20 protein-coding genes are annotated in these 23,107 nt (G+C 73.4%); 3 read left to right on the top strand and 17 right to left on the bottom strand.

Annotated features, from left to right (window positions below; genetic code table 11):
- Positions 1-4: 4 nt before the first annotated feature.
- From AC060K_RS03345 to AC060K_RS03330, 4 genes are all read right to left on the bottom strand, one after another.
- Positions 5-1,183 carry a Gfo/Idh/MocA family protein gene (locus AC060K_RS03345; RefSeq protein WP_483764034.1) on the bottom strand — a complete coding sequence of 393 codons (1,179 nt, stop codon included), beginning with the start codon at positions 1,181-1,183 and terminating at the stop codon, positions 5-7.
- Positions 1,184-1,283: 100 nt separating this feature from the next.
- Positions 1,284-2,351, bottom strand: a complete 1,068-nt coding sequence (locus AC060K_RS03340) for a substrate-binding domain-containing protein (RefSeq protein ID WP_483764033.1) — start codon at positions 2,349-2,351, stop codon at positions 1,284-1,286.
- Positions 2,352-2,401: 50 nt separating this feature from the next.
- A complete protein-coding gene (locus AC060K_RS03335) occupies positions 2,402-3,469 on the bottom strand; it encodes an ABC transporter permease (protein WP_483764032.1) in 1,068 nt (355 codons plus the stop codon).
- The gene (locus AC060K_RS03330; protein WP_483764031.1) at positions 3,466-4,983 is read right to left on the bottom strand and encodes a sugar ABC transporter ATP-binding protein; all 1,518 of its coding nucleotides are present in this window, start codon (positions 4,981-4,983) and stop codon (positions 3,466-3,468) included. The genes AC060K_RS03335 and AC060K_RS03330 overlap by 4 nt, the downstream gene beginning before the upstream one ends.
- Positions 4,984-5,097: 114 nt before the next feature.
- Between AC060K_RS03330 and AC060K_RS03325 the strand changes: the two genes are divergently transcribed.
- Positions 5,098-6,279: an ROK family protein gene (locus tag AC060K_RS03325; protein ID WP_483764030.1), complete on the top strand. Its 1,182-nt coding sequence runs from the start codon at positions 5,098-5,100 to the stop codon at positions 6,277-6,279.
- Positions 6,280-6,328: 49 nt separating this feature from the next.
- On the top strand, positions 6,329-6,994 hold the full coding sequence (locus AC060K_RS03320; protein WP_483764029.1) for a ThuA domain-containing protein: 666 nt from the start codon (positions 6,329-6,331) through the stop codon (positions 6,992-6,994).
- Between the two features lie 3 nt (positions 6,995-6,997).
- On the opposite strand, the gene AC060K_RS03315 is transcribed toward AC060K_RS03320, so the two are convergent.
- The 6 genes from AC060K_RS03315 to murG form a co-directional block, all read right to left on the bottom strand.
- Positions 6,998-8,113, bottom strand: a complete 1,116-nt coding sequence (locus AC060K_RS03315; RefSeq protein ID WP_483764028.1) for a YihY/virulence factor BrkB family protein — start codon at positions 8,111-8,113, stop codon at positions 6,998-7,000.
- Between the two features lie 15 nt (positions 8,114-8,128).
- The gene (locus AC060K_RS03310) at positions 8,129-8,764 is read right to left on the bottom strand and encodes a DUF3618 domain-containing protein (protein WP_483764027.1); all 636 of its coding nucleotides are present in this window, start codon (positions 8,762-8,764) and stop codon (positions 8,129-8,131) included.
- Positions 8,761-9,261: a phage holin family protein gene (locus tag AC060K_RS03305; RefSeq protein ID WP_483764026.1), complete on the bottom strand. Its 501-nt coding sequence runs from the start codon at positions 9,259-9,261 to the stop codon at positions 8,761-8,763. The genes AC060K_RS03310 and AC060K_RS03305 overlap by 4 nt, the downstream gene beginning before the upstream one ends.
- Positions 9,245-10,147 carry an ATP synthase subunit B family protein gene (locus tag AC060K_RS03300; RefSeq protein WP_483764025.1) on the bottom strand — a complete coding sequence of 301 codons (903 nt, stop codon included), beginning with the start codon at positions 10,145-10,147 and terminating at the stop codon, positions 9,245-9,247. Before AC060K_RS03300 ends, AC060K_RS03305 begins: the two co-directional genes overlap by 17 nt.
- A 175-nt stretch (positions 10,148-10,322) precedes the next feature.
- Positions 10,323-12,761 carry an NAD-dependent DNA ligase LigA gene (gene ligA / locus AC060K_RS03295; RefSeq protein WP_483764024.1) on the bottom strand — a complete coding sequence of 813 codons (2,439 nt, stop codon included), beginning with the start codon at positions 12,759-12,761 and terminating at the stop codon, positions 10,323-10,325.
- A gap of 38 nt (positions 12,762-12,799) precedes the next feature.
- Positions 12,800-13,993, bottom strand: a complete 1,194-nt coding sequence (gene murG, locus AC060K_RS03290) for an undecaprenyldiphospho-muramoylpentapeptide beta-N-acetylglucosaminyltransferase (protein ID WP_483764023.1) — start codon at positions 13,991-13,993, stop codon at positions 12,800-12,802.
- 112 nt (positions 13,994-14,105) lie between these two features.
- Here murG and AC060K_RS03285 point away from each other — a divergent pair, with 112 nt between their 5' ends.
- Positions 14,106-15,620: a flavin-containing monooxygenase gene (locus tag AC060K_RS03285; RefSeq protein WP_483764022.1), complete on the top strand. Its 1,515-nt coding sequence runs from the start codon at positions 14,106-14,108 to the stop codon at positions 15,618-15,620.
- A gap of 16 nt (positions 15,621-15,636) precedes the next feature.
- On the opposite strand, the gene AC060K_RS03280 is transcribed toward AC060K_RS03285, so the two are convergent.
- From AC060K_RS03280 to AC060K_RS03250, 7 genes are all read right to left on the bottom strand, one after another.
- Positions 15,637-16,863, bottom strand: coding sequence for a cytochrome P450 family protein (locus AC060K_RS03280; protein WP_483764021.1), 1,227 nt, complete (start codon positions 16,861-16,863; stop codon positions 15,637-15,639).
- Positions 16,860-18,152 carry a cytochrome P450 family protein gene (locus AC060K_RS03275; RefSeq protein WP_483764020.1) on the bottom strand — a complete coding sequence of 431 codons (1,293 nt, stop codon included), beginning with the start codon at positions 18,150-18,152 and terminating at the stop codon, positions 16,860-16,862. The genes AC060K_RS03280 and AC060K_RS03275 overlap by 4 nt, the downstream gene beginning before the upstream one ends.
- 13 nt (positions 18,153-18,165) lie before the next feature.
- A complete protein-coding gene (locus AC060K_RS03270) occupies positions 18,166-19,530 on the bottom strand; it encodes a cytochrome P450 family protein (protein WP_483764019.1) in 1,365 nt (454 codons plus the stop codon).
- Between the two features lie 90 nt (positions 19,531-19,620).
- Positions 19,621-20,241 (bottom strand): GTP-binding protein, encoded by a 621-nt coding sequence (locus tag AC060K_RS03265; protein WP_483764018.1) that lies wholly within the window; start codon positions 20,239-20,241, stop codon positions 19,621-19,623.
- Positions 20,222-20,578 (bottom strand): DUF742 domain-containing protein, encoded by a 357-nt coding sequence (locus AC060K_RS03260; protein WP_483764017.1) that lies wholly within the window; start codon positions 20,576-20,578, stop codon positions 20,222-20,224. The genes AC060K_RS03265 and AC060K_RS03260 overlap by 20 nt, the downstream gene beginning before the upstream one ends.
- Before the next feature lie 16 nt (positions 20,579-20,594).
- Complete coding sequence (locus tag AC060K_RS03255; protein ID WP_483764016.1) at positions 20,595-21,005, bottom strand: roadblock/LC7 domain-containing protein; 411 nt, start codon at positions 21,003-21,005, stop codon at positions 20,595-20,597.
- Positions 21,002-22,732, bottom strand: coding sequence for an ATP-binding protein (locus tag AC060K_RS03250; protein WP_483764015.1), 1,731 nt, complete (start codon positions 22,730-22,732; stop codon positions 21,002-21,004). The genes AC060K_RS03255 and AC060K_RS03250 overlap by 4 nt, the downstream gene beginning before the upstream one ends.
- Positions 22,733-23,107: the final 375 nt, after the last annotated feature.

Raw genomic sequence — 23,107 nt, 5'->3', positions numbered from 1 at the left:
TCTGTCAGCCGAGCGGCACCCAGCCGCTGCCCGTGGTCGCGCTGGTCTCGACGGCCTCGAGCACCTTCTGGACCCCGAGCCCGTCGGCGAACGTCGGCTCGGGCTGGGTGCCTTCGGCGATCGCCCGCACCAGGTCCACGACCTGGTGGGTGAACGCGTGCTCGTAGCCGAGCCCGTGGCCGGCCGGCCACCAGCTCGCGATGTAGTCGTGCTGCGGCTCCGTCACGACGATCCGGCGGAACCCGGCCGTCGCCGGATCCTCCGTGGCGTCGTGGAAGTGGAGGACGTTCATGTCCTCGAAGTCGAAGGCCACGGACCCCTCCGACCCGTTGATCTCGATCCGGATGGCGTTCTTGCGGCCCGTCGCGAACCGCGTCGCCTCGAACACGCCCATCGCCCCGCCGGACATCCGCGCGAGGAAGGCTGTGGCGTCGTCGACCGTCACCGGACCGCGCTCCGGGCCGCCGCGGCCCGAGAGGCCGGCGAACTCGGCGGCCACCGGCCGCTCCGTGACGAACGTGTCGAGGAGCCCGGACACCCCGGTGATCCGCTCCCCGGTGATGTACTGCGCGAGGTCGATCACGTGGGCGCCGATGTCGCCGAGCGCGCCGCTGCCCGCCTTGGTCTTGTCCAGCCGCCACGACAGCGGCGTCTGGTCGTCGGAGAGCCAGTCCTGCAGGTACTGGGCGCGGACATGGCGCACGGTCCCGAGCCGCCCCTCGGTGACGAGGCGGCGCGCCAGCCGGATGGCGGGCACCCGGCGGTAGGTGAAGCCGACCATCGCGACGACGCCGTGCCGGGCCGCTGCCTCGGCGGCCGCCACCATGACCTCGGCCTCGGCGACGCTGTTGGCGAGCGGCTTCTCGCACAGCACGTGCTTGCCCGCCTCGAGCGCGGCCACGGCGATCTCCGCGTGGGTGTCGCCGGGGGTGCAGATGTCGACGAGGCCGACGTCGTCCCGCTCGACCACCGCCTGCCAGCCGACGGCCGAGCCCTCCCAGCCCAGCCGGCCGGCCGCGGCCGCCGCCGCGGCGCCGTCGCGGCCCGCCACGACACGCATCCGAGGATGGAGCGGCAGGTCGAAGAACCTGGGGGCCGTACGCCAGGCCTGCGAGTGCGCTGCCCCCATGAACGAGTACCCGACCATGCCGACGCCCAGGTCCGGGCGTTCCTTGACTGCCATGTCTATCCCTTCGTACGCGCGCCGACGGCCCGTCCGGGCTCACTGGTGGAGCCGGGCCCGGCCGGGCCGTCGGCGCGCGTGGTCGTTCTCGGTGGTTCGGTCAGGACTCGAAGGCGCTGGGCAGGAACTGCTCCACGTTGTCCGAGGTCACGACAGGCGCGTAGAGCTGCACCGTGCGCGGGACGCTCGAGGAGGCGAGGTCGCTCATGTTCTTCTCGTGGACCACGAGGCGAGCCAGCTTGATGCCGTCAGCGGCCTGCGTGGACGGGTAGATCACGGTGGCCCGGACCACGGAGTCGCCCGACTGGATCTCGCGCATCATGTTCGCCGAGCCGGCTCCGCCGACCAGGAAGAACTCGTCGCGGCCGGCGTTCTCGACCGCGGCCAGCACGCCGACGCCCTGGTCGTCGTCGTGGTTCCAGATGGCGTCGATCTGCCCCTCGGCCTGGAGCAGGTTCGCGGCCGCCTGCTCGCCGCCGGCGACGGTGAAGTCCGCCGCGACGCGCCGGTCGACGTCGAGCCCGCAGTCCTCGAGCGCGTCGGCGAAGCCCTGGCTGCGGTCCTGCGTCAGCGGCAGCGAGTCGATGCCCGCGATCTCGGCGACCACGGCGTCCGGGTTGTCGCCGAGCTCCTCGCAGATGTAGGTGCCCGCCGACACGCCCATCCCGTAGTTGTCGCCGAGCACGGTCGCCCGCGCGGCGAACGGGCTGGAGAACTCGCGGTCGACGTTGATGACGGGGATGCCCGCCTCCATCGCCTCGGTCGCGACCTCGGTGAGCGCGGCGCCGTCGAACGGCAGAAGCACGATCGCGTCGACGCCGTCGTTGATGAAGCCTTCGATCTGGCTGATCTGCACGCTCACGTCGTTGGTGCCCTCGGCGACCCGGAGCTCCACGTCCTCGTACTTCTCGGCCTCGGCCCGGGCGGAGGCCGTGATGGCCCCCATCCAGCCGTGGTCGGCCGCCGGGGCGGAGAACCCGATGACGACGGGGTCGCCGGGAGCGTCGTTGTCGGACGCGGCCTGGTTGGTGGTGCCGGTGCCGCCGTCTCCCTCGTCGTCCGAGGGGGGCGGGGTGTTGGACGTGCACGCCGTGGCGAGCAGGGCCGCGGACGCGGCCATGACGGCCGCGGTGGCGACGCGGCGGCGGAGGGTGGTGCGTGCGGACATGAGATCTCCTTCGATGCTGTCCTGGGGACTTGCGGGGGTGAGAAAGCCGGTCAGGCGCTCGACGACCTGGTGGTGAATCGCTGCTGGAGCAGGACGGCGACGACGATGATCGCGCCCTTGGCGATCAGCTGGACCGAGCTGTCGAGGTTGTTCTGGATGAACAGGTTCTGGAGCGACGCGAAGATCAGGACACCGAGGACGGTGCCGACGATGGTTCCGCGGCCGCCCGCGATGAGGGTGCCGCCGACGACGACCGCGGCGATCGCGTCGAGCTCGTAGAACATGCCGTTGGTGGACGAGCCCGCCGTGGTGCGGGCGAGCATCATCACGGCCGCGATCCCGGCGGCGAGGCCGGCGAGCGCGTACAGGTACATGGTGTGGCGCCGCACCTTGATGCCCGCCAGGCGGGCGGCCTCCGGGTTGCCGCCGACGGCCACGGTGCGGCGGCCGAAGGTGGTGCGGTTGAGCAGGAACCAGCCCGCGGCCGCGACGGCGACGAAGATCCAGACGATCTTCGGCACGCCGAGCAGGTCACCACGGAACGTGTCCGTGAACGAGTCCACGCTGACGATCTGGGTGCGGCGGTTCGCGATGAGCTCGGCGAGCCCGCGGGCCGCCACCATCATCGCGAGCGTGGCGATGAAGGCCACGACCCGGCCGTAGGCGATGAGCACGCCGTTGACCACCCCGGCACCGAGACCGACGGCCAGGGCGCACGCCACCATGATGATCCAGCCGTTCTGGTCGGCCATGGTCTGGGTGGCGAGCGTGGTGGCCCACACGGAGGCCAGGCCGAGCACGGAGCCCACCGAGAGGTCGATGCCGCCGCCGGTGATGACGAACGTCATGCCGATGCTGAGCACGCCGATCACGGAGGCCAGCGAGAGGATCACCATGAGGTTGTCGACGCTCGCGAAGCGGTCCCCGGCGGTCAGGTACCCGACCACGCCGATCACCGCGAGCGCCACCACCAGGCCGAGGTTGCGGCCGGCGGTCCCGCCGGGGAGCCCGGCCCGCCGGGTGCTCTCCTTCCGCGCCGGGGGCTCGGCGGCCCGGTCCGCCTCGCGGACGTCCTCCACGCGTGCCGGGCTGTCTGCCGGCACCTTCTGCTCGTTCACGCGACGCTTCCTTCCATGACCATGTCGAGCACCTGGTGCTCGTCGATCGAATCGGCGGGGCCTTCGTGGACGACCCGGCCCTCGGAGACCACGAGGACGCGGTCGGCGAGACCGAGGACCTCGGGGATCTCGCTGGAGACGACGACCACTGCGGCTCCCGAGTCCGCGAGACGGCGGACCAGGCTGTAGATCTCGGCGCGCGCCCCGACGTCGACACCGCGGGTGGGCTCGTCGAGGAGGAGCACCCGGCACCCGTGGACGAGCCAGCGCGCCAGCATCGCCTTCTGCTGGTTGCCGCCCGACATCGTCCGGATGGGGCGGTCGACGCCCGCCGGGCGGAGGTCGAGCGCGCGGGACTGCTCCAGCGCTGCGGCCCGCTCGGCGGGCTCGTCGAGCACGCCGCCGCGGGCGAAGCGGGCGAAGGTGGAGAGGGTGACGTTGCGGTAGACGGGCTCGTCGAGGAGCAAGCCCTGGCTCTTGCGCTCCTCGGGGGCCAGGCCGATGCCCGCACCGACTGCCGCGGGGACGGACCCGGCGGGCAGTCGCCGTCCGTCGACCCGGACCTCGCCGGCGCTCGCCCGGCGGGCGCCGTAGACGGTCTCGAGGATCTCGGAGCGGCCGGAGCCGACCAGGCCGGCGAGGCCGACGATCTCCCCGGCCCGGACAGTGAGGTCCACGTCGCGGAAGACCCCGCGCAGCGCCAGGCCGCGTACCTCGAGGACGACAGGGGCGTCGTCGGCGAAGGTGCCGGCGGGCGGGAAGACGTACTCGACCGAACGGCCGGTCATGAGCCGGATGAGGTCGGCGGTGGGCGTCTGCGCGACGGGGAGGTTCTGGGCGACGGTGCGCCCGTCCTTGATGACGGTGATCCGGTCGCCGATCTCGCGGATCTCCTCGAGGCGGTGGGAGATGTAGACGACGGCGACGCCCGCGGCGGTGAGCTCGCGGACGACCCGGAAGAGGTTGGCGACCTCCTCGGAGTCGAGGACGGCCGAGGGCTCGTCCATGACGATGACCCGCGCGTCGTGCGAGAGGGCGCGCGCCATGGAGACGATCTGCTTGCCGGCGGCGGACAGCCGCCCGACCTCCTGCCGCGGGGAGATCTCCGGGTGACCGAGCCGGCGCAGGATCTCCCTGGTGCGGCGGATGGCCTCGGTCCGCCGGGACACGCCCAGGGTGTCGAGCTCGTGGCCGAGGTAGACGTTCTCGGCGACGCTCAGGCCGTCGACGACGTCGAGCTCCTGGTACATCGTGGCCACGCCATGGCCGAGCGCGGCCACGGGGTCGGCGATGGTGATGGGGCTGCCGTCGAGGAGGACCTGTCCCTCGGTGGGCTGGTGCGCACCGGCGAGGACCTTGATGAGGGTGGACTTCCCGGCGCCGTTCTGGCCGAGGAGGCAGTGGACCTCACCGGGGGCGATGTGGAGGTCGACGCCGTCGAGGGCCCGAGCACCGGGGAAGACCTTGACGATGCCTTGCATCTGGAGAAATGGCTGGGGGTCTGCACTGACCATGCGGCGAACCTAACGCACCTTTTGACGGCGGTCAATCATAAGTTGCGAAGTCATCCGCAGAGATCTTCCGTTGTCGATGCGGAAGTGTGACCTCCTCCGTGATTCACTGTGCCCATGGAGGAGCTGCTCAAGTTCGCACCCCGGCCGACCGGCGCGGGAGAGATGTTCCAGCTGCTCCGTGACGGCCAGCCCCGGACGCGGGCCGACCTGGCGGCGATCACGGGGCAGGCGCGCTCGACAATCGCCGCCCGCATCGACCTCCTGATGTCCGCCGGTCTCATCGCTCCCGCCGGCGAGGCGAGCTCGACCGGCGGGCGACCGCCCGCGACGTTCGCGTTCCACCCGGGGGCACGGGTCGTCCTCGCCGTCGACCTCGGCGCCACGCACGCCCACCTGGCGGTCACGGACCTCGCCTCGAACATCCTGGCCGAGCTGGAGACGCCGCTGGCGATCGCGGACGGGCCGGACGCCGTCCTGTCCTGGGTCGCCGAGCACGGCGACAAGCTGCTGGAGACGGCGGGACGCCGCCGCGACGAGCTGGTGAGCGTCGGGGTGGGCCTGCCGGGCCCCGTCGAGCACTCCACGGGCCGCCCGATCAACCCGCCGATCATGCCCGCCTGGGACGACGTCGACGTGGCCGGGATCCTCCACCGGCACTTCGGTACGGCGGTGCTCGTGGACAACGACGTCAACATCATGGCGCTCGGCGAGCACCGGACGGTGTGGCCGGCGGTCACGGACATGCTGTTCGTCAAGGTCGCCACGGGCATCGGGTCCGGGATCATCGCGGACGGCCGGCTGCGGCGCGGGGCCCAGGGCGCCGCCGGCGACATCGGGCACATCGCCGTGCCGCACGCGCCCGACGTCCCGTGCCGGTGCGGCAACGTCGGCTGCCTCGAGGCCGTCGCGAGCGGGCAGGCCGTCGCCGCCGCGCTGCGTGCCACCGGGCTGGAGGCTGCCACGAGCGGCGACGTGGTCTCCCTCGTCCGCTCGGGCGACCTCACCGCGAGCCGGGCCGTCCGTCAGGCCGGCCGTGACCTCGGCTCCGTGCTCGCCGCGTGCGTGAGCCTCCTCAACCCCTCGCTCATCGTCATCGGCGGCATCGTCGCCGACGCGGGCGAGCACCTCATCGCCGGGATCCGGGAGGTCGTGTACCAGCGGTCCCTCCCCCTGGCGACCCAGCACCTGCGGATCGTGACGTCGCAGGCCCGGGCCCGAGCCGGCGTCCTGGGCGCCAGCGCGATGGCCGTCGATCACGTACTCTCTCCCGCAGCGATCGACGCCCTCATCACCTGAGGCGCGGAGCCGCGCGTCGTCAGTGCCGTCGACAACCCTAGGAGCACCTATGACCGTCGGGAACCGCCGAGCCCTCGTCGTACGGGGCGGCTGGCCCGGGCACGCGCCCGTGGAGGCCGCCGACCTGTTCGTGCCGTTCCTCCAGGAGTCCGGGTTCGAGGTCGCCCTCGAGGAGACGCTGGAGGCCTACGCCGACGACGAGTTCATGGCAGGGATCGACCTCGTGGTCCAGTGCTGGACCATGGGCGAGATCCTGCCGGACGAGATGCGCGGCCTGCGGGCCGCCGTCGCGGGCGGTGCGGGCCTCGCCGGGTGGCACGGCGGGATCGTCGACTCGTTCCGGCTGGCCACCGACTACCTGCAGATGGTGGGCGGCCAGTTCGCGGCCCACCCGCACGACCTGGTGCACCACACCATCGACGTGGCCCCCGGCAAGGAGGACCACCCGGTGATGGCCGGCATCGATACCGTCTCGCTCCACTCGGAGCAGTACTGGGTGCTCACGGACGCCCTGTCGGACGTGCTCGCCACCACGACGATCGTGCCGCAGCCGGGAGACCCGTGGACCGAGCCGCTCGTCTGCCCCGCCGTGTGGACCCGCCGGTGGGGGGCCGGGAAGATCTTCGTGTCCACGGCCGGCCACCAGCTCGCCGACCTGGAGAACCCCGCGCTGCGCGCGATCGTCGAGCGCGGGATGCTCTGGGCCAGCCGCTGACGGTCACCTGCTGACGCGGTCGTCCTGCCGGTCCGGCGCCTGCCGGTCCGGCGCCTGCCGGTCCGGCGCCTGCCGGTCCGCGGCCTGCCGCAGCGCCCGGCCCCTCGCCAGGTCCTCCTGCCGCTTGGCCTCCCGCTTCTCGCTCGCCCGCGTGCTGCGGGGCGGGAGCTGGAGGGTCTCCTCGGCGGCGATCCCGGACTGGAGCTCGCGCCCCCGTTCCAGCTCGGAGTCCAGCTCCGCCCCGAAGAGGAGCGCCAGGTTGGTGATCCACATCCACAGGAGGAAGACGACGAAACCGGCCAGCGTGCCGTACGTCGCGCCGTAGTCGGAGAATCCCGAGACGTAGAGCCCGAAGGCGGCCGACGCGACCAGCCAGACGAGGATCGCGACGACCGCGCCGACGCTGAGCCAGCGGAACCGCGGCTGCCGCACGTTGGGCGTCCAGTGGTAGAGGATCGCCACCAGGAGCACCACGAGCAGCAGCATGACCGGCCACTTCGCGATGTTCCATACGGTCACGGCGGCCTCGCCCAGCCCGACCGTCTCACCCACCGCCCGGGCCACGGGCCCGGTGAGGACGAGCGACGCGACGACCAGCCCGGCGAGCAGGACCGTCACCAGCGTCAGGAGCAGCATCACGGGCCGCAGCACCCAGACGGGCCGGCCCTCGTCGATCTCGTAGACGCGGTTCATCGCCCGCCCGAAGGCACCCACGTAGCCGGACGCCGACCACAGGGCGAGCACGACACCGAGGACGAGGGCCAGGCCTGCCCTGCCCCCGCCCTCGGCGGCGTTCGCGACGAGCGGCTCCACGACGGAGAGCACGTCCTCGGGCACCACGCCCTCCACGGTCCCCAGCACCTGGTCGACCATGCGCTGCCCGTTCCCCGCGAGCCCCAGCAACGACACCAGCGCCAGGAGCGCGGGCGCCGCGGCGAGGACCGCGTAGTAGGTCAGGGCGGCGGCCAGGTCGAGGCACTGGTCCCGCGAGAACTGGCGCACCGTGGTGCGCAGCACGTACGCCCAGGACCGCTTGTGCAGGTCGGTGGGGTCGTCCGGCTTGCGCGAGTCGTCGGGGGCAGGCGCCCCCGCCTTGGACGTGCTCTCCGCGTGGCTCATCGCTGTCCTCCCCGGTCAGGCCCCGCCGCTCGCCGACGAGCGGACGTCGCCGGCGGCACCCTTGCCGTGCTCACCGACCTCCTGCGCGGCCTGGCGGCCGTGCTCCTTCACCTCGCGGGCCTTCTCCTTCGCGGAGTCCTGCACCGCGCGGAGCTCCTCCTGGGCGGGGCCCTTGAGATCCTGGGCCACCTCGTTCGCCGTCTGCTTGACGTCCTCCATCAGCGGCTGGGCCTTGTCCTTGACCCGTGTCGCAGCGCGCGCCTCCGCCTGGCTCGCCGGGATGAGGGACGCGGCGATCATGCCCACGCCGAAGGCTACGAGACCCGCGGCCAGCGGGTTGCCCTCCGTCTGCCGGCGGACCGTCTGCGGGGCCGAGGACACGGTGTCCGCGACCGACGACGCCGCGCCGCGCACCGAGTCCGCCGCGCCGTGCGCCGTCCCGGACACGCTCTCGCCCACGCCGTGCCTGGCGTCGTGCGCCGTACCCATCACGCGGTCCTTCATGCGCGACACCGAGCCGCGCACGCGGTCCGTCCGGCGGCGCACCACGTTCTTGGGGCTCACCTTCTCACCCAGCGCGTCCACGTCCGCGCTCAGCTCCACGCGGGTGCGCTCGATGTCGGCCCGGATCACCTCAGGATCGGTGCTCATGAGTTCTTCTCCTCGTGTCCTTTGAGTGCGTTCGGGATCTTCTTCAGGGAGTCGGTGGTCTCGGGCAGGCCCTTGACCCGGCGGACCTCGGCCCGCCCGCGCAGGTACAGCACCGCCGCCACGATGCCCCAGACCAGGGCGACGACGACCGCCGACCACGCCCGGCCCATGACGGAGCCGAGGCCCCACCACAGGGCGATCGACAGGAACAGCAGGACCATGTGGCCCGCCATCCCGGCCCCGGCGAACATGCCCGCGCCCTTGCCCGCCTCCTTGGCCGACTGGGTGGCCTCGGCCTTGGCGAGCGCCACCTCCTGCCGTACCAGCGTCGAGAAGTCACGGCTCAGCTCGCTGACGATCTCGCCGAGGCTCGCGGTCTCCGGGTCCGGAGCACTGCCGGGTACCCGGTCGGTGGCCGGCACCCGGGCGTGGGTGCCCGACGGCGTCGTGGCCGGGACCGGCGGCTGCGCCCAGTCGGGCTCACGTCCGATCGACATCGTCCACACCTCCCGTGCTCGTCCGGTGCGGCGACGTGGGGACGTCCAGCTCGTCCGCCAGCGGGTCGCCGGTGGTGGCGGGGTAGCCGCCCGAGGTGCCCAGGTCCGACGTCGGCGCGTACGCCCCCGAAGCCGCACGCGTACCCACGGCGGGCTCGCCCGTCACGCCGCCGACGCCCGCGGCGGGGTCGCTGCCGTAGCCCGTGCCCGCGCCGTACGCCGAGCCGGTCGCGTACTCCGTGCCGGTCCCGTACGTGGTACCGGCCGGGCCGTACGAGCTCGCGACGTCGGCCCGCCCGGCCGGGCCGTCACCGTCCGCGTCCTTGAGCCCGCGGGCCAGGCGTCCGGCCAGCAGGCCGGCCCCGGCCGCGACGGCGAGGAACACCCCGGGACGACGACGGGCGAAGTCCTGCACCTCGCTGAGGATCGAACCGGGGTCGCGGTCCTCGAACCACGACGCCGCGCGTCGGCTGAGGTCGCCCGCGCGGTCGGCCAGGTCGGCGGCGTAGCCGTGCTCCTGGCTCGAGCCCGCCATCTGCGCGAGCTCGTCGCCGAAGGTGCGCAGCCCGCCGGCGAGACGCTGCTGCTGCGTCTGCGCCTGCCCGCGCAGCTGCTCGCGAGCCTGCCCCGCGAGGTTGCGCGCGCGCTCCTTGGCCTCGCCGGCGACCTCGCCGGCCTTCTCACGGGACTCCTGTGCCAGCCCCTTGGTCGCCTCGCCGGCGTGCGACGCCACCTCGGCGGCACGGCCCTTCGCCTCCTGGGCCGTGGACCCCGAGGACTGCTGCGAGGACGGGACACCCGGTCCGGACGACAGACCGGAGGACGCCCCTGTGGTCTCGTGCGCCACGCCCGTGGGCGTGCGCTGCGGGTAGCTGCTCTCACTCATGCTCGGTCTCCTGTCGTCAGACGCCGGCCGCGTGGCGGCCGGTCTGCCTACGGGAGCGAGGCGGGCTGAAGCGGTGCGAGCCCGACTCGCGGGCGGCCGTTTCCTGACCTCTTTCGAGGCTAGGCGGCCTCGGGGCACTCACAACTCAGGGGCCCGGCCCGTCCGCACAGAGCATTCAGAGGGCGTCCGGCCCGCCCTCCAGCAGCCTGACGAAGCCCGCCTCGTCGAGCACCGGCAGGCCGAGCTCCTCCGCCTTGGCCGCCTTGGTGCCGGCGTTCTCACCCACCACCACGTAGTCCGTCTTCTTGGAGACCGAGCCCGCGGCCTTGCCGCCCGCGGCGATGATGGCCTCCTTGGCGCCGTCGCGCGAGAAGTTCTCGAGGGAGCCGGTCACCACGACAGTGAGCCCGGCCAGCGGGCCGGTCGGCGCGGCGCCCGCGGCCGCCTGCGCGGCCATCGCCTCCGGGCCGGGGTGGCCGGGGGTCGCGAACCGGACTCCCGCCGCTGCCCACGCCTCGACGATCTCGCGGTGCCAGTCCACGGTGAACCACTCGACGACCTGGTCGGCGATCACCGGGCCGACGCCCTCGACCGCGGCGAGCTCGTCGCGGGTGGCAGCGCGGATCGCGTCCAGCGAGCCGAACCAGTCGGCGAGCGCCCGGGCCGCCACGGGCCCGACATGCCGGATGTTGAGCGACACGAGGATGCGCCACAGGTCCTTGGTCTTGGCACGCTCGAGCTCCTCCAGCAGCTTGCCGGCCTGGGCCGTGGGCTCCCACCCGGGGAGGGTCTCGCCCCGCTGGGCGGCCTCGGCGACGGCCCTGCGGGTGTGCTTGACCTGCTTGCGGAACGGGGTGCGGCGGCGCGCCGTGCCGTCGTCGTCCAGCTTGGGCAGGCCGGTCTCGGCGTCGCGCACCACCACCTCGATGGGCAGCAGGTCCTCCAGGGTGAGGGAGAACAGGCCCGCCTCGGTGCGCAGCGGCGGCTCGTCCGGGACGTCGGGCTGGGTGAGCGCGGCGGCGGTGACCTCACCCAGCGCCTCGATGTCCAGGCCGCCGCGCGACCCGATGTGCTCCACCCGCCCGCGCACCTGCGCCGGGCACGACTCCGCGTTGGGGCAGCGCAGGTCGACGTCGGCCTCCTTCATGGGCCGCAGCTCCGTGCCGCACTCGGGGCACGTCGTGGGCATGACGAAGTCCTCACGCGGGTACCCGTCGCCGGCCAGCGCGGAGACCGGGCCGAGGATCTCGGGGATCACGTCGCCCGCCTTGCGGAGCACCACCACGTCGCCGATGCGGACGCCCTTGACGCGCACCACGTCCTGGTTGTGGAGGGTGGCCTGCCGCACGGTGCTGCCGGCCACCTTCACCGGCTCCATCACGGCGTAGGGCGTGGCCCGGCCGGTGCGCCCCACGGCGACCCGGATCTCCAGCAGCCGGGTGTTGACCTCCTCCGGCGGGTACTTGTACGCGATGGCCCAGCGGGGCGCACGGCTCGTGGCGCCCAGCCGGCGCTGCAGCTCCAGCTCGTCGACCTTGACCACGATGCCGTCGAGCTCGTGCTCGATGGCGTGCCGGTGCTCGCCGAAGTACTCGATCATCTCGGCGACGGCGTCGACGCCCTCGAGCACCCGGTTGTGCGGGGAGACGGGCAGGCCCCACTCCGCGAAGTGGGTGTAGGCCTCGGACTGCCGCTGCAGCTCGGCGTGCTCCCCCGCCGTCCACTGCAGCGCACCGACGCCGTGCACGTACAGCCGCAGGGCGGCGATCCGCGCCTGCCCGGCCTCGAGCTCCAGGCCGTCCTTCTTGTCCAGGAGCTGCCGCAGCCCGCCGGCCGCCGCGTTGCGTGGGTTGGCGAACGCGGGGAAGCGGCGCTCCGCGGCCAGGCGCGCCCGCGCCTCGTCGAAGTCGCCCTGGGCGGCGACCCTCCCGCCGAAGCGGTCGCGCGCCTCCGCGACGACCCTCTCCCGCAGGTCGGCCTGCAGCGCGTTCAGCCCGTGGAAGGCCTCGACCGGGATGAACACCTCGCCCCGCACCTCGACGACGTCGGGGTGGTCGTCGCCCGCCAGCCGGTGCGGGATGTCGGCGATCCGGAGCGCGTTGGCCGTGACGTCCTCGCCCGTGCGGCCGTCGCCGCGCGTGGCGGCGCGCACGAGCCGCCCCTTCTCGTACAGGAGCGCGATGGCGAGCCCGTCGATCTTGACCTCGGAGAGGTAGCCCACCTGGGCGCCCTCCCCCGCACCCAGGTCGCGGGCCACCTTGGCGTCCCACGCGCGCAGCTCCTCGACCGAGAAGACGTTGTCCAGCGACAGCATGCGCTCCAGGTGCTCCACGGTGGCGAATCCGGCGGCCACCTGGCCGCCCACCCGCTGCGTGGGCGACTCCGGCGTGGCCAGCGCGGGGTGCTCCGCCTCGAGCGCCCGCAGCTCGGCCATCCGCGCGTCGTACTCCGCGTCGGACACCACCGGCGCGTCCCGCTCGTAGTACGCGCGCTGGTCCTCCTCGACCAGGGCGACGAGCTCGGCCCAGCGGCGCTGGGCCGCCGTCTCGTCGGCGATCGCGGCGCCGGTCTCGGCGTCGTCGGGGCGGGTGCTCAGGTCGGTCGTCTCGCTCACGCGCCCATCATTGCGCGGGACACCGACATCGCGCCGTCTCAGACGGGCCAGCCCGCCGCCTCCAGCAGGACGTCGACCAGCCGCTCCGCGGCGTCGGGCCGCCCGTGCTCACGGGCCGCGCGCGCCATCTGCTCGCGGCGCGCCGGGTCGGCCAGCAGCGGGCCGACTGCGTCGCGCAGCCGGTCCGAGGTGACCTCACCGGCGAGCGCGACGGCGGCGCCCACCTCCTCGAGCCGCGCGGCGTTGTGCGCCTGCTCGTTCCCCGCCGCCGAGGCGAGCGGGACCAGGACCGAGGGCTTGCCCAGAGCGGTGAGCTCGGCGATGGTCCCGGCACCGCTGCGGGAGATCACGACGTCGGCCAGGGCCAGCAGGTGGGGCAGCTCCGGGCCGACGAACCCGGCGAGGCGGTAGCGCGCCGCGAGGTGCTCCGGCAGCGTGGCGGCGCGCGCGCTCATGTCGTCCACGTTGGCGGGGCCGCACTGGTGCACCAGGTTGGCCCGCTCCAGCAACCACGGCAGCGCGTCCGCCACCAGGTTGTTGATCTGCACGGACCCCTGGGCACCACCCGTCACGTAGACGGTGGGCAGGTCGGGGTGGAAGGTGTCGAGGTTCAGCGCCTCGACGGCCTTGAGCGGCTCGCCGGTGAGGACCTCCGCCCGCACCGGGTTGCCCGTGACCACCGCACGCTCCCGGACGCCCGACGGCAGCAGGTCCAGCGTCGAGGGCGACGACACGGCGACGCGCGTCGCCGTCCGGACCAGGACGCGGTTGGCGAGCCCCAGGCGGACCGTCTGCTCGTGCACCACGAGCGGACGGCGGCAGAGTCCCGCGGCGATCCCCACGGGGACGGCGACGTAGCCCCCGGTCGACAGGATCACGTCCGGCCGGAACGTGGCGACGATCGACCGCGCCTGCGCGACCCCGACCGGGACCCGGGCCATGTCCCGGGCGTTCTGGGCGGTCAGCATCCCGAGCGGGTTGCCCGACCGGCGTACCTTGCCCGTGGCGACCTCGGCGAACGCGATGCCCTCCGCGGCGGCGACCCGGGCCTCGAGCCCGTCCTCGGTCCCCGCCCACAGGGCCTCCACCACCGCGCCGCGCTGTGCGAGCCGCGCCTGGAGCGTGCGGAGCGTGGTGAGCGCCGGGTACGTGTGGCCGCCGGTACCGCCGCCGGTGACCAGGAGCCGGAACCGGGTGGAGGTGTTCTGCCCTGCAGGGGAAGCGCTGCTCATGAGTAGAAGGTAGCCCGCGTCTGGGGGTGGGTGGGATCGGCCGGACTCGCTACCGGTCAACCAGTTGATATCGCTACCATTCGACCAAATCGGCAGGTGTATACCGCCACGAATGGGAGACAACGTGAAGATCGCCGTCATCGGTGCAGGTTTCGCGGGTCTCGCAGCGGCAAAGGTGCTGCTCGAGCTCGACCACGACGTCACCGTCTACGAGAAGGCGCCCGACGTGGGCGGGGTGTGGAGCGCCACCCGCCGCTACTCGGGCCTCCGCACGCAGAACAACAGGGACTCCTACACGTTCTCCGACCTCACGATGCCCCGGAGCTTCGACGAGTTCCCGCTGGGCGAGCACGTGCAGGCCTACCTGGAGACGTACACCGACACCTTCGGCCTGCGTCCGTCGCTCCGGCTCTCCACGGAGGTCGTCCGCGCCGAGCTCACCGACGGCGAGGACGGCTGGCTGATCACCGCCCGGCCGGCCGGTGGCGCCGTCGGCGGACCGGAGCGCTACGACCACGTCGTCGTGGCCAACGGCATCTTCTCCGACCCGGTGTTCCCTCGCTACGAGGGCTACGCCGACCTCGTGCGAGCCGGCGGGCGCATGGTGGCCGCCTCGCAGCTGGTCGACGTCGAGGCGGAGCGCGGCAAGCACGTCGTCGTCGTGGGCTACGGCAAGTCCGCGTGCGACGTGGCCGCGGAGCTCGGCCCCGTCGCCGCGAGCACCACGGTGGTGGCGAGGCAGCTCCTGTGGAAGATGCCGAAGTACATCGGCAAGGTCCTGAACATGAAGTACCTGCTCCTTACCCGGATGGGCGAGGCCCTGTTCCAGTACAAGGAGCTGGAGGGCTTCGAGAAGTTCCTGCACGGCCCCGGCAAGCCGGTCACGTCGGGCATGGTGGAGTCCCTGGGCGCGGTCGCCACGGCGCAGTTCAGGCTGAAGAAGCTGGGGCTCGTGCCGCACGGCAAGTTCGCGGACATCGCCAGCAGCACCGTCAGCCTCGCGACGGACAGCCTCTACGACCAGATCGCCGACGGCACGATCACCGTGCACCGGGACGCCGAGATCGAGCGCTTCGTCGTCAAGGACGGCGAGCCGTGGGCACGGCTGACCGACGGCGCCGAGGTGCGCGCCGACCTGGTGGTCTGCGGCACCGGCTTCCACCAGAGGCTGCCGTTCCTGTCGGAGGAGCTGCAGTCGCGCGTGGTCGGCGAGGACGGCAACTTCCACCTGTGGCGGCACATCCTGCCCCACGACCTGCCGCACCTGACCTTCTCGGGCTACAACTCGTCCTTCTTCAGCCCGCTGTCGGCGGAGGTGGGCGCCGTCTGGACCGGTGCGTACCTCGCCGGGCTCGTCGACCTGCCCCCGATCGAGGAGCGCCGCCGGCTGGTCGCCGAGCGGGTGCGCTGGCTCCAGGAGCGCACCAACGGCCGGCACGCCCGCGGCACCAACGTCATCCCGTTCTCGCTGCACAACATCGACGAGACGCTCGGCGACCTCGGACTCGACATCGGCTCCGCCGCGAAGCTGAAGCAGTGGCTGCTGCCCGTCGACCCCACGGCCTACCGCGGCATGACCGCCCGGCTCAAGCAGCGCATCGCGGAGCGCGCGCCGGCCGAGGTCTGAGCCGGGACCGCCCGGGTCACGCCGTCCCGAGCCGCACAGGCAGCGCGCTCGGACGGCGTGACCACGGCGACGGCACCAGCTCGATCGCCTCGGGCTCGACGGCCAACGCCATGCCCGGCGCACGGTGCAGCACCGTCTCCACCGTCGTGCGGGTGATGATCGTCGCCGCGCGGTGCGCGGGGCACGCGTGCGCGCCCGCGCCCCACGTCAGGTGGAAGCGGTTGTCGGCCTCGAGCCAGGGCTCGGACGTCGCGTGCACCGCCTGGTCCGCGTTCGCGGCGGCGAGCGCCGGGACGACGGCGTCCCCGCGCGCCACCAGCCGGCCGCCCAGCTCGCAGTCGGACACGGCGAACCGCGGCAGGACGTGGCTCGTCGGGGGCGTCGTGCGGGAGACCTCGGCGAGCGCGCCCTCGAGGTCGATCCGCCCGCCCTGGAACCGGGCGACGAAGGCACCGTCGGTGAGGAAGGCGTGCAGCGCGCTCGCGATCCAGGCGGTCCCCGCCTCGTGCCCGATGGTGAACAGCAGGGCGACCGCGGCCTGCACCTCGATGTCGTTGGCGAGCTCGCGCCGGGCGATCAGGGACGTGGTCAGGTCGCCGGCCGGCTCGGCGCGGTGCGCGGCGACGTGCTCGATGAGCAGCATGAGCTGCTCGTCGGACGCCTCCTGGGCCGCCGTCAGGCCCTGGTGCTGCGCCTGGGAGAGGTCACGCATCCGTGCGGCGTCGACGAGGCTCAGGCCCAGCGTCTCCCCGAGGACCTGCACCACGACCTCGACCGCGTAGTCGCGCACCAGGTCCACCTCGGCGCGGGGGGCGAGGCGGTCCAGCACAGCGTGCGCGGTCGCGGACGTGGTCCGTGCCAGGCGGGTCTCGTCCAGCTCCGCCAGGGCGTCGTCGATCGCCTCGCGCAGCCGGCGGTGGTGGGCACCGTCCACGTAGTAGGCGTTCTCGCGGGGGGCGAGCAGCCCGAGCACGGCCGACACGGGGTCGAGGCCGTGCTCGGCGACGTACCGCCAGGTCCGCGAGTCGCGCGAGAAAAGGAGCTCGTTGCGCAGCACCGAGCTCGCCTCCCGGTGCCCCAGCACCAGCCAGGCCGGCACGCCGGGCTCCAGGTCGACCGGCGCCACGGGGCCCCACTGCAGCCGCAGGCGTGCGTACACCTCCTGCGGGTCCGGTGCACCCGTCACCTCGACGAGCCGGACGCGGTGCGGCACATCCTCGAGCCGCTCCTGATGGGTCGTCACGCGCCACCGATCGACGAGGCGGACTCCCAGGGCGCCCGGCGCCGGCCCCCCTGGGCCAGCCCGGTGGTGGGAGTGAAGACCACCGGCATCGCCGCGGGGTAGCGCGACCAGGGCGACGGCGCCCAGACCACGTCAGGGCCCGCGAGGCGCAGGTCCAGCCGCTGGACCAGGCTCTCCACGGCGATCTTGACGATCAGCCGGCCGGCGCGGGGCGCGGGGCAGGCGTGGGGCCCGACGCCGAACGACACGTGGGACCTGTTCCCGGTCTCGAACCACTCGTCCTCGGTGTGCACCCGGGGGTCGGCGTTCGCCGCTGCCACGCCCATCACCAGGGCGTCGCCCTCCCGCACCACGCGGCCGCCGAGCTCGCAGTCGGTCAGCGCGAACCGCGCGGGCAGGTTGGCGATCGGAGGCTCGCGCCACAGGGTCTCGTCGAGGGCGTCGTCCAGGCCGCGGCGCGGTCCCGACACCCTGCCCGTGTACCGCGGGTCGGTCATGATGAGCCGCAGGGTGGCCGCGACCCAGGACACGAGCATCTCGTTCGCCGCGCAGATCGCGACCACGAGGGAGTGGACCACCTCCTCGTCCTCCTCGAAGGCTGGGTGACCGGCCAGCACCGTCGTGAGGTCCTCCGTGGGGCGGGCCCGCCGCTCCCGGACGTGGTCCAGGACGATCCGGTCCATCTCCGCGAGGCCCGTCTCCGGGTCGCCGCCGTGACCGAAGATCTCGCCCACGCACCGCAGCAGCGCCAGCCCGTCCTTCTCACGGAAGCCGAACATGCCGGCCACGGAGAGGAAGGACACCGCGATGGCGTACTCGGAGATGAGGTCGGCGCGCCCGCGCGGACCGAACTGCCCGATGAGGCCCTCGCAGATCCCCCGGACCAGGGCCGCGGTACGGGGCTCGTCGAGGGAACCGAAGGCGTCGTCGAGCGGGGCGCGGAGCCGGCGGTGCTCGGGACCGTCCGCGTAGTAGGCCGCCTGGCGCCCGGGAGAGAGCATGGAGCGCAGGGACGAGCCCGCCGGCAGGAGCCGCTCGTAGTTCCACCGCCAGTTCCGCGGGTCGCGCGAGAACAGGCCCTCGTTGCGCATCACGTCGCAGATCTCGCGGTGTCCCAGGACGAGCCAGCCCGGCACGCCGGGCTCCAGGTCCACCGGGGCGACCATGCCCCAGCGTGCCTGCAGCCCGGCCAGCGCCGCGTGCATGTCGTCCGCACCGGTGACGGAGACGAGCGGGGTGCGGTCGGGGATGTCGGTGAGGTGGAGGAACGAGTCCTCGGTCGGGGTCACAGGTGTTCCTTCGTCATGAGGTCGGGACACCGGGCGGCGGCGCCCCCGGCGTGGACCCGGCGGCACCCGCCCCCGCCCCCTGCGGGCGGAACGTCACCGGAAGGCTCTGGGGATGGCGCGACCACGGACGCGCCAGCATCGGCACGTCCGAGGCCGGGACCGCGAGGCGAAGGTTCTCCAGCGCGTGCAGCACCACGTCGACGGCGGTCCGGACGATGAGCCGCCCGTGCCGCGAGGCCGGGCACGTGTGCGCACCGGCACCCCAGCCGAGGTGGGCACGGTTTCCCTGCTCGGCCCAGGGGTCCGCCGCGTGCACCCGCGGGTCCGCGTTGGCGGCGGCCAGGCTCAGCACCAGGGCGTCGCCCGCGGAGATCGCGGTGCCGCCGAGCACGCAGTCCACCCGGGCGTACCGCGCCGGCAGGTTGCTCATCGGCGGGTCCCGCCACAGCACCTCGTCGAGGGCGTCGTCGACGCCGAGCCGTCCGCCCAGCACGCGCCCGGCGAACCGCGCGTCGGTCAGGACCAGGCGCAGCGCGTTGGTGACCCACGCGGTCGTCATGTCGTGGCCGGCCGTGAACATGAGCATCATCCCGGCCACCACCTCGTCGTCGTCGTGCAGGTTGGGGTGGCGCGCCAGCACGCTCGCGAGGTCGCGCGCCGGGGCGCGGCGGCGCGTCGCGGCGACGTCGGACAGCATGCGCAGCAGCTCGTGGCGCGCGGCGCCCGTGTGGGCCGGGGTTCCGCCCGCCATGGTCAGGGCCAGATCCATGAACCGCGCCTGCTCGGACCGGTCCAGGCCCACCATGCCGGCGACCGCCAGCAACGGCACCACGTTCGCGTACTCGACCACCAGGTCGGCGGAGCCGCGGTCCGCGAAGCGCTCGACGAGCGACTCGCACACGTCGCGGATCATGACCGCCGTCGCGTGCTCGTCGAGGGCGGCGATGCCGTCGTCGAGCGGCTCGCGCAGCCGCCGGTGCTCGTCGCCGTCGCTGTAGTACGCCGTGTGCGGCGCGGGGGTCATCATGCTGCGCACGGCCGGGTCCTGCGCCCGGCCACCACGCCGGTGCAGCGACCAGAACGACGGGTCGGCCGAGAAGAGGTGCTCCCTGCGGCTCACCTCGCGCAGCTCGTGGTAGCCGAGCACCAGCCAGGCGTTGAGGCCGGGCTCCAGCTCCACCGGCGCCACGCCGCCCCACCGGTCCCGCAGGCGGGCGTACACCGCCGCGGGGTCCGGGCAGTCCGTGGTCTCCACGAGCCGGGTGAGGCCCGTCATGGCATCCAGGCCGCCCGGGGCCGGGAGGTCCTCCCCGCCCACCGGCAGCGACCAGCCGATCGCCTCCAGGTCGTGGTGGCGGGCCGGGTCCTGCGTCTCCATCAGCGTCTCCTGTCCCTGAGGGTGCCCGCGCCCGGAACGGCGCGCGGGCGCGGAGGCCTCAGAACTGCTCGGCGACCGCCGGGGTCCCGCTCACGCCAGGACCTTCTGGAAGACCGGGAAGGTCAGGGCGTGCTCGACGAGCGCCACGAGCACCCGCACCGCGGACGTCCTGTCGCGCGCGTCGCACTTCACGATGGGCGTGGTCGGCAGCAGGTCCAGCGCGGCGCGGAGCCGCTCCACCGGGTACTTCGGCGCGTCGGGGAACTCGTTGACGACCACCGCGAACGGCATGGTGGTCCGCAGCTCGAGCTGGTCGAGCACCTCGAAGCTGTCCTCGAGGTGGCGGGTGTCGATCATGACCACGGCCCCGACGGCGCCGTCGGCCAGGCCCGCCCACAGGTCCCAGAACCGGCGCTGGCCCGGCGTGCCGAACAGGTAGAGCGCCACCTCGGGGCTCACCGTCACCCGGCCGAAGTCCATGGCGACGGTCGTGGTGGTCTTCTCGCCGTGGACGGCGACGGGGTCGACGCCGACGCTGGCCGTGGTGATGACCTCCTCCGTCCGCAGCGGCTCGATCTCGCTGACGGAACCGATGAGGGTCGTCTTGCCCACGCCGAAGGCTCCGACCACCAGCACCTTCACCGACCGTGCGACGGTCGGTGCCAGGTGCTGCGAGGTGCGGGCCGTCTGTTCAGAGGTTACGGAGTCCATCGAGCACCTTCTCCAGGACGTCCCTGCTGGGCAGCGCGTGGGCCTGGTGGTTGGAACGGATCGTGAGGTGACCGGTGTCGACCAGGTCGGAGACCAGGACGACGACGAGGCTGACCGGGAGGCCGAGGTACGCGGCGACCTCGGCCACGGCCAGCGTCCCCCGGCACAGCCGGAGCAGCTCGCGCTGCTGCCCGCTCGCCGTGGCGGGTGCGGGGCGTCCGTCGACCGCGACGATCAGGGTCTCGGGCCGCAGGGTGTTGCGGGTCGGGTGCGCACGTCCCGAGGTGAGCACGTAGGACCGGACCGGGTGGTCGCGGTACTCCTCGTCGTCCCTCATGGGTTCCTCCCCGTCCTCAGGCGAGCGCGTCCGTGCCGAGCGTGCGCTCCCCGATCATCAGGACCTGCGCCTGCATCTGCTGCGCGATGAGCGCCGGATCGATGGTCGCCTCCGTGACCACCGCGAGCCGCGAGCCGTCCCCGGCGCCGCGGACGAAGAGGAAACCGCCCTCGAACTCGACGACGACCTGGCGGATCGTGTCCCCCGTGCCGAACTCCCGGCTCATCCCGACCCCCAGGGCGGCGAGGCCCGCGCACGCGGCCGAGACCTTGTCGGCCACGTCGAGCGGCGTGTTGTCGGTCCGGACCTTGAGGAGGCCGTCGGACGTGAGCACCACCACGTGGCGCACCCCGCGCACCCCGCTGATGAGCTCGAGCATCCAGCTGTTGCTGTCGGCCTGAGTGGTCTCGTCGGCCTGTGTGGTCATCGGTCCTCCGAAGTCATGTCAGCATCGGCTGACGTGCTGCTGTGTGGTGCCCCGCCCGGATCACCGGTGCTGAAGAAGGCGCCCATCCACTGGCCGGCCTCCTCGGCGCTCTGCTGGCGGACAGGGCGGGACGGGGCGGCCGGGGCGGGGACGCCGGGCACGTCCTCCCCGCGGCGGGAACGACGCTGCGGGAGCGCGGCAGGATCGGCGAACTCGTCGTCCTCCGGGGTGCGTCCGCGGCGCAGGAGCGGGGTCTCCGTGGTGGAGGCGGGGGGCGCGGGCGGAGCCGTGTAGGTCTCCTCCTCGGCGGGCACGCCGTTGTCGGCCTGCGGCTCGGCCGGGGGCTCCCGGTCGAGCGTCGCGGGCGACGCCCCGGCGGCGGGCGTCTCGATCGGCCTCTCGGCCGGCCAGGCGTCGTCGGTCCGCACTGTCTCCTCCTCGGCGAGCAGCCCGGCAGCGGGCTCCGTGACGGCGCGGGCCGCGGGCAGGCTCGGCACCGTGGGGACGCTCGCCGGCGACTGCCTGACGGGCACCGACGGGACCGTCGGGATGGAGTGGACCGTCGCGACGGCGGCCTGGCGGGGCTCGGGCAGGCTCGTCGTCCCGGTCGTCATGCCGGCGGGGACGAGCGGCTCCGTGAGCTCGGCGGGGATCATGACGATCGCCCGCAGGCCGCCGTACACCGACTCCGTGATGTCGACGCGGAACCCGTGCCGGCGGGCGTAGGTGCCCACCACGGCGAGGCCGGTCTGCGGGATCTCGCCCAGATCGACGATGCTGACGGTCTTGCGGCCGGACGCGATCTCGCGCGCCTGGTCGAGCTGCTTCGTGTCGAGGCCCACGCCGCAGTCGTCGATCTCGACGACCGCGCCCCGCTGGACCTGCCGCAGGGACACGAGGACCTGCGTGGTGGGCGGCGAGGACTGGGTCGCGTTCGCGAGCAGCTCGGACACCAGGTGGATCAGGGGCTCGACGACACGGGCCGAGACGGCGACCCCAGGGTCTCCGGAGACCTCGACGCGGTGGAAGGCGGTGATGCGCCCGGCGGCGCCCTTGACGACGTCGGGCAGCGCGAGCGGCTCGTTCCACTGCTGGCCCGGCCACTCGCCGCACAGCGCCGCCAGGCTCTGCGCCTGGCGCGCCTGCTGGGCGGCGGCGTGGTCCACGCGCATGGACGTCTGCAGGATGTCGGGGTCCGTGGGGTGCCGCTGCACCATGCGCGCGGCCTCCTCCTGGATGCGGTGCGCCGACGCCTGGACCTTCCGGCCGAGCGCCACGACCGCGACCTGCACCGCGTCGCGGCGGGCGAGCCGGGAGTCCTGGACCCGCATGATGGCGGTGGCCGCCTCGTCGAGGTAGCCGCGGGCGACCTCGTCCTCGAGCGGCGGCTGCGGCGGCGTGGGGGCGCCGTCGAAGTACGCCTGGAGCTGGCCGTTGACGAGAGCGTCCAGAGCGATGCGCCGTGCCTCGGCGCTCGCCTCGGCGGTGCGGGCGCGGTACAGCAGGCGCCGGTGCTCCTCCTCGTCGGCGCGCACGCTGCGGGCGGACACGAGCGCGGCGACGACGGCCAGCAGCACGGCTGCCCCTCCGACCACCCACGCGAGCCACTCGGCACCCATGCCGGTCTGGAGGTACAGCACCGGGGTGACCACGGCATAGGCGACGACGCCGACCACGCTCACCCAGGGCGCGACCTGCCGGATCCGGCTCGGCGGGTTAGAAGACATCGAGCTCACCGAGCCGGTCCTCCCAAAGGTTTCTCGTCGGAACCGCACCCGCGGCGTGCGGGTGTGCCGTGAAGATCGCGCGAACTTCACCGCGAACGCGGTTGAACAGGGCGAATACCCCGTCGGGATGGTTTTCTACCACAGCCGACACGCCCGGGGAACCCTCCCACGTGATGTGACGCGGGCGCCCGCGGCACCTCCGGCGCCCCGGAACGGCCTGGCCTGGCCCTTCGCGTGTCGCCACGCCCGCGAACCGGGGTGGCGGCTCGCCGGGGAATGCGGGGAATTCGCCGGGCGTGAATCCAGCACCCGCCACAGGGCGAATTCCCCGATTTGACATATAAGGAGGCTAAAGGGCAGTATTCGCCGCCGCAG

Source organism: Antribacter sp. NEAU-D49 (assembly GCF_057158775.1).
This window is presented reverse-complemented; position numbering and strand designations above follow the sequence as displayed.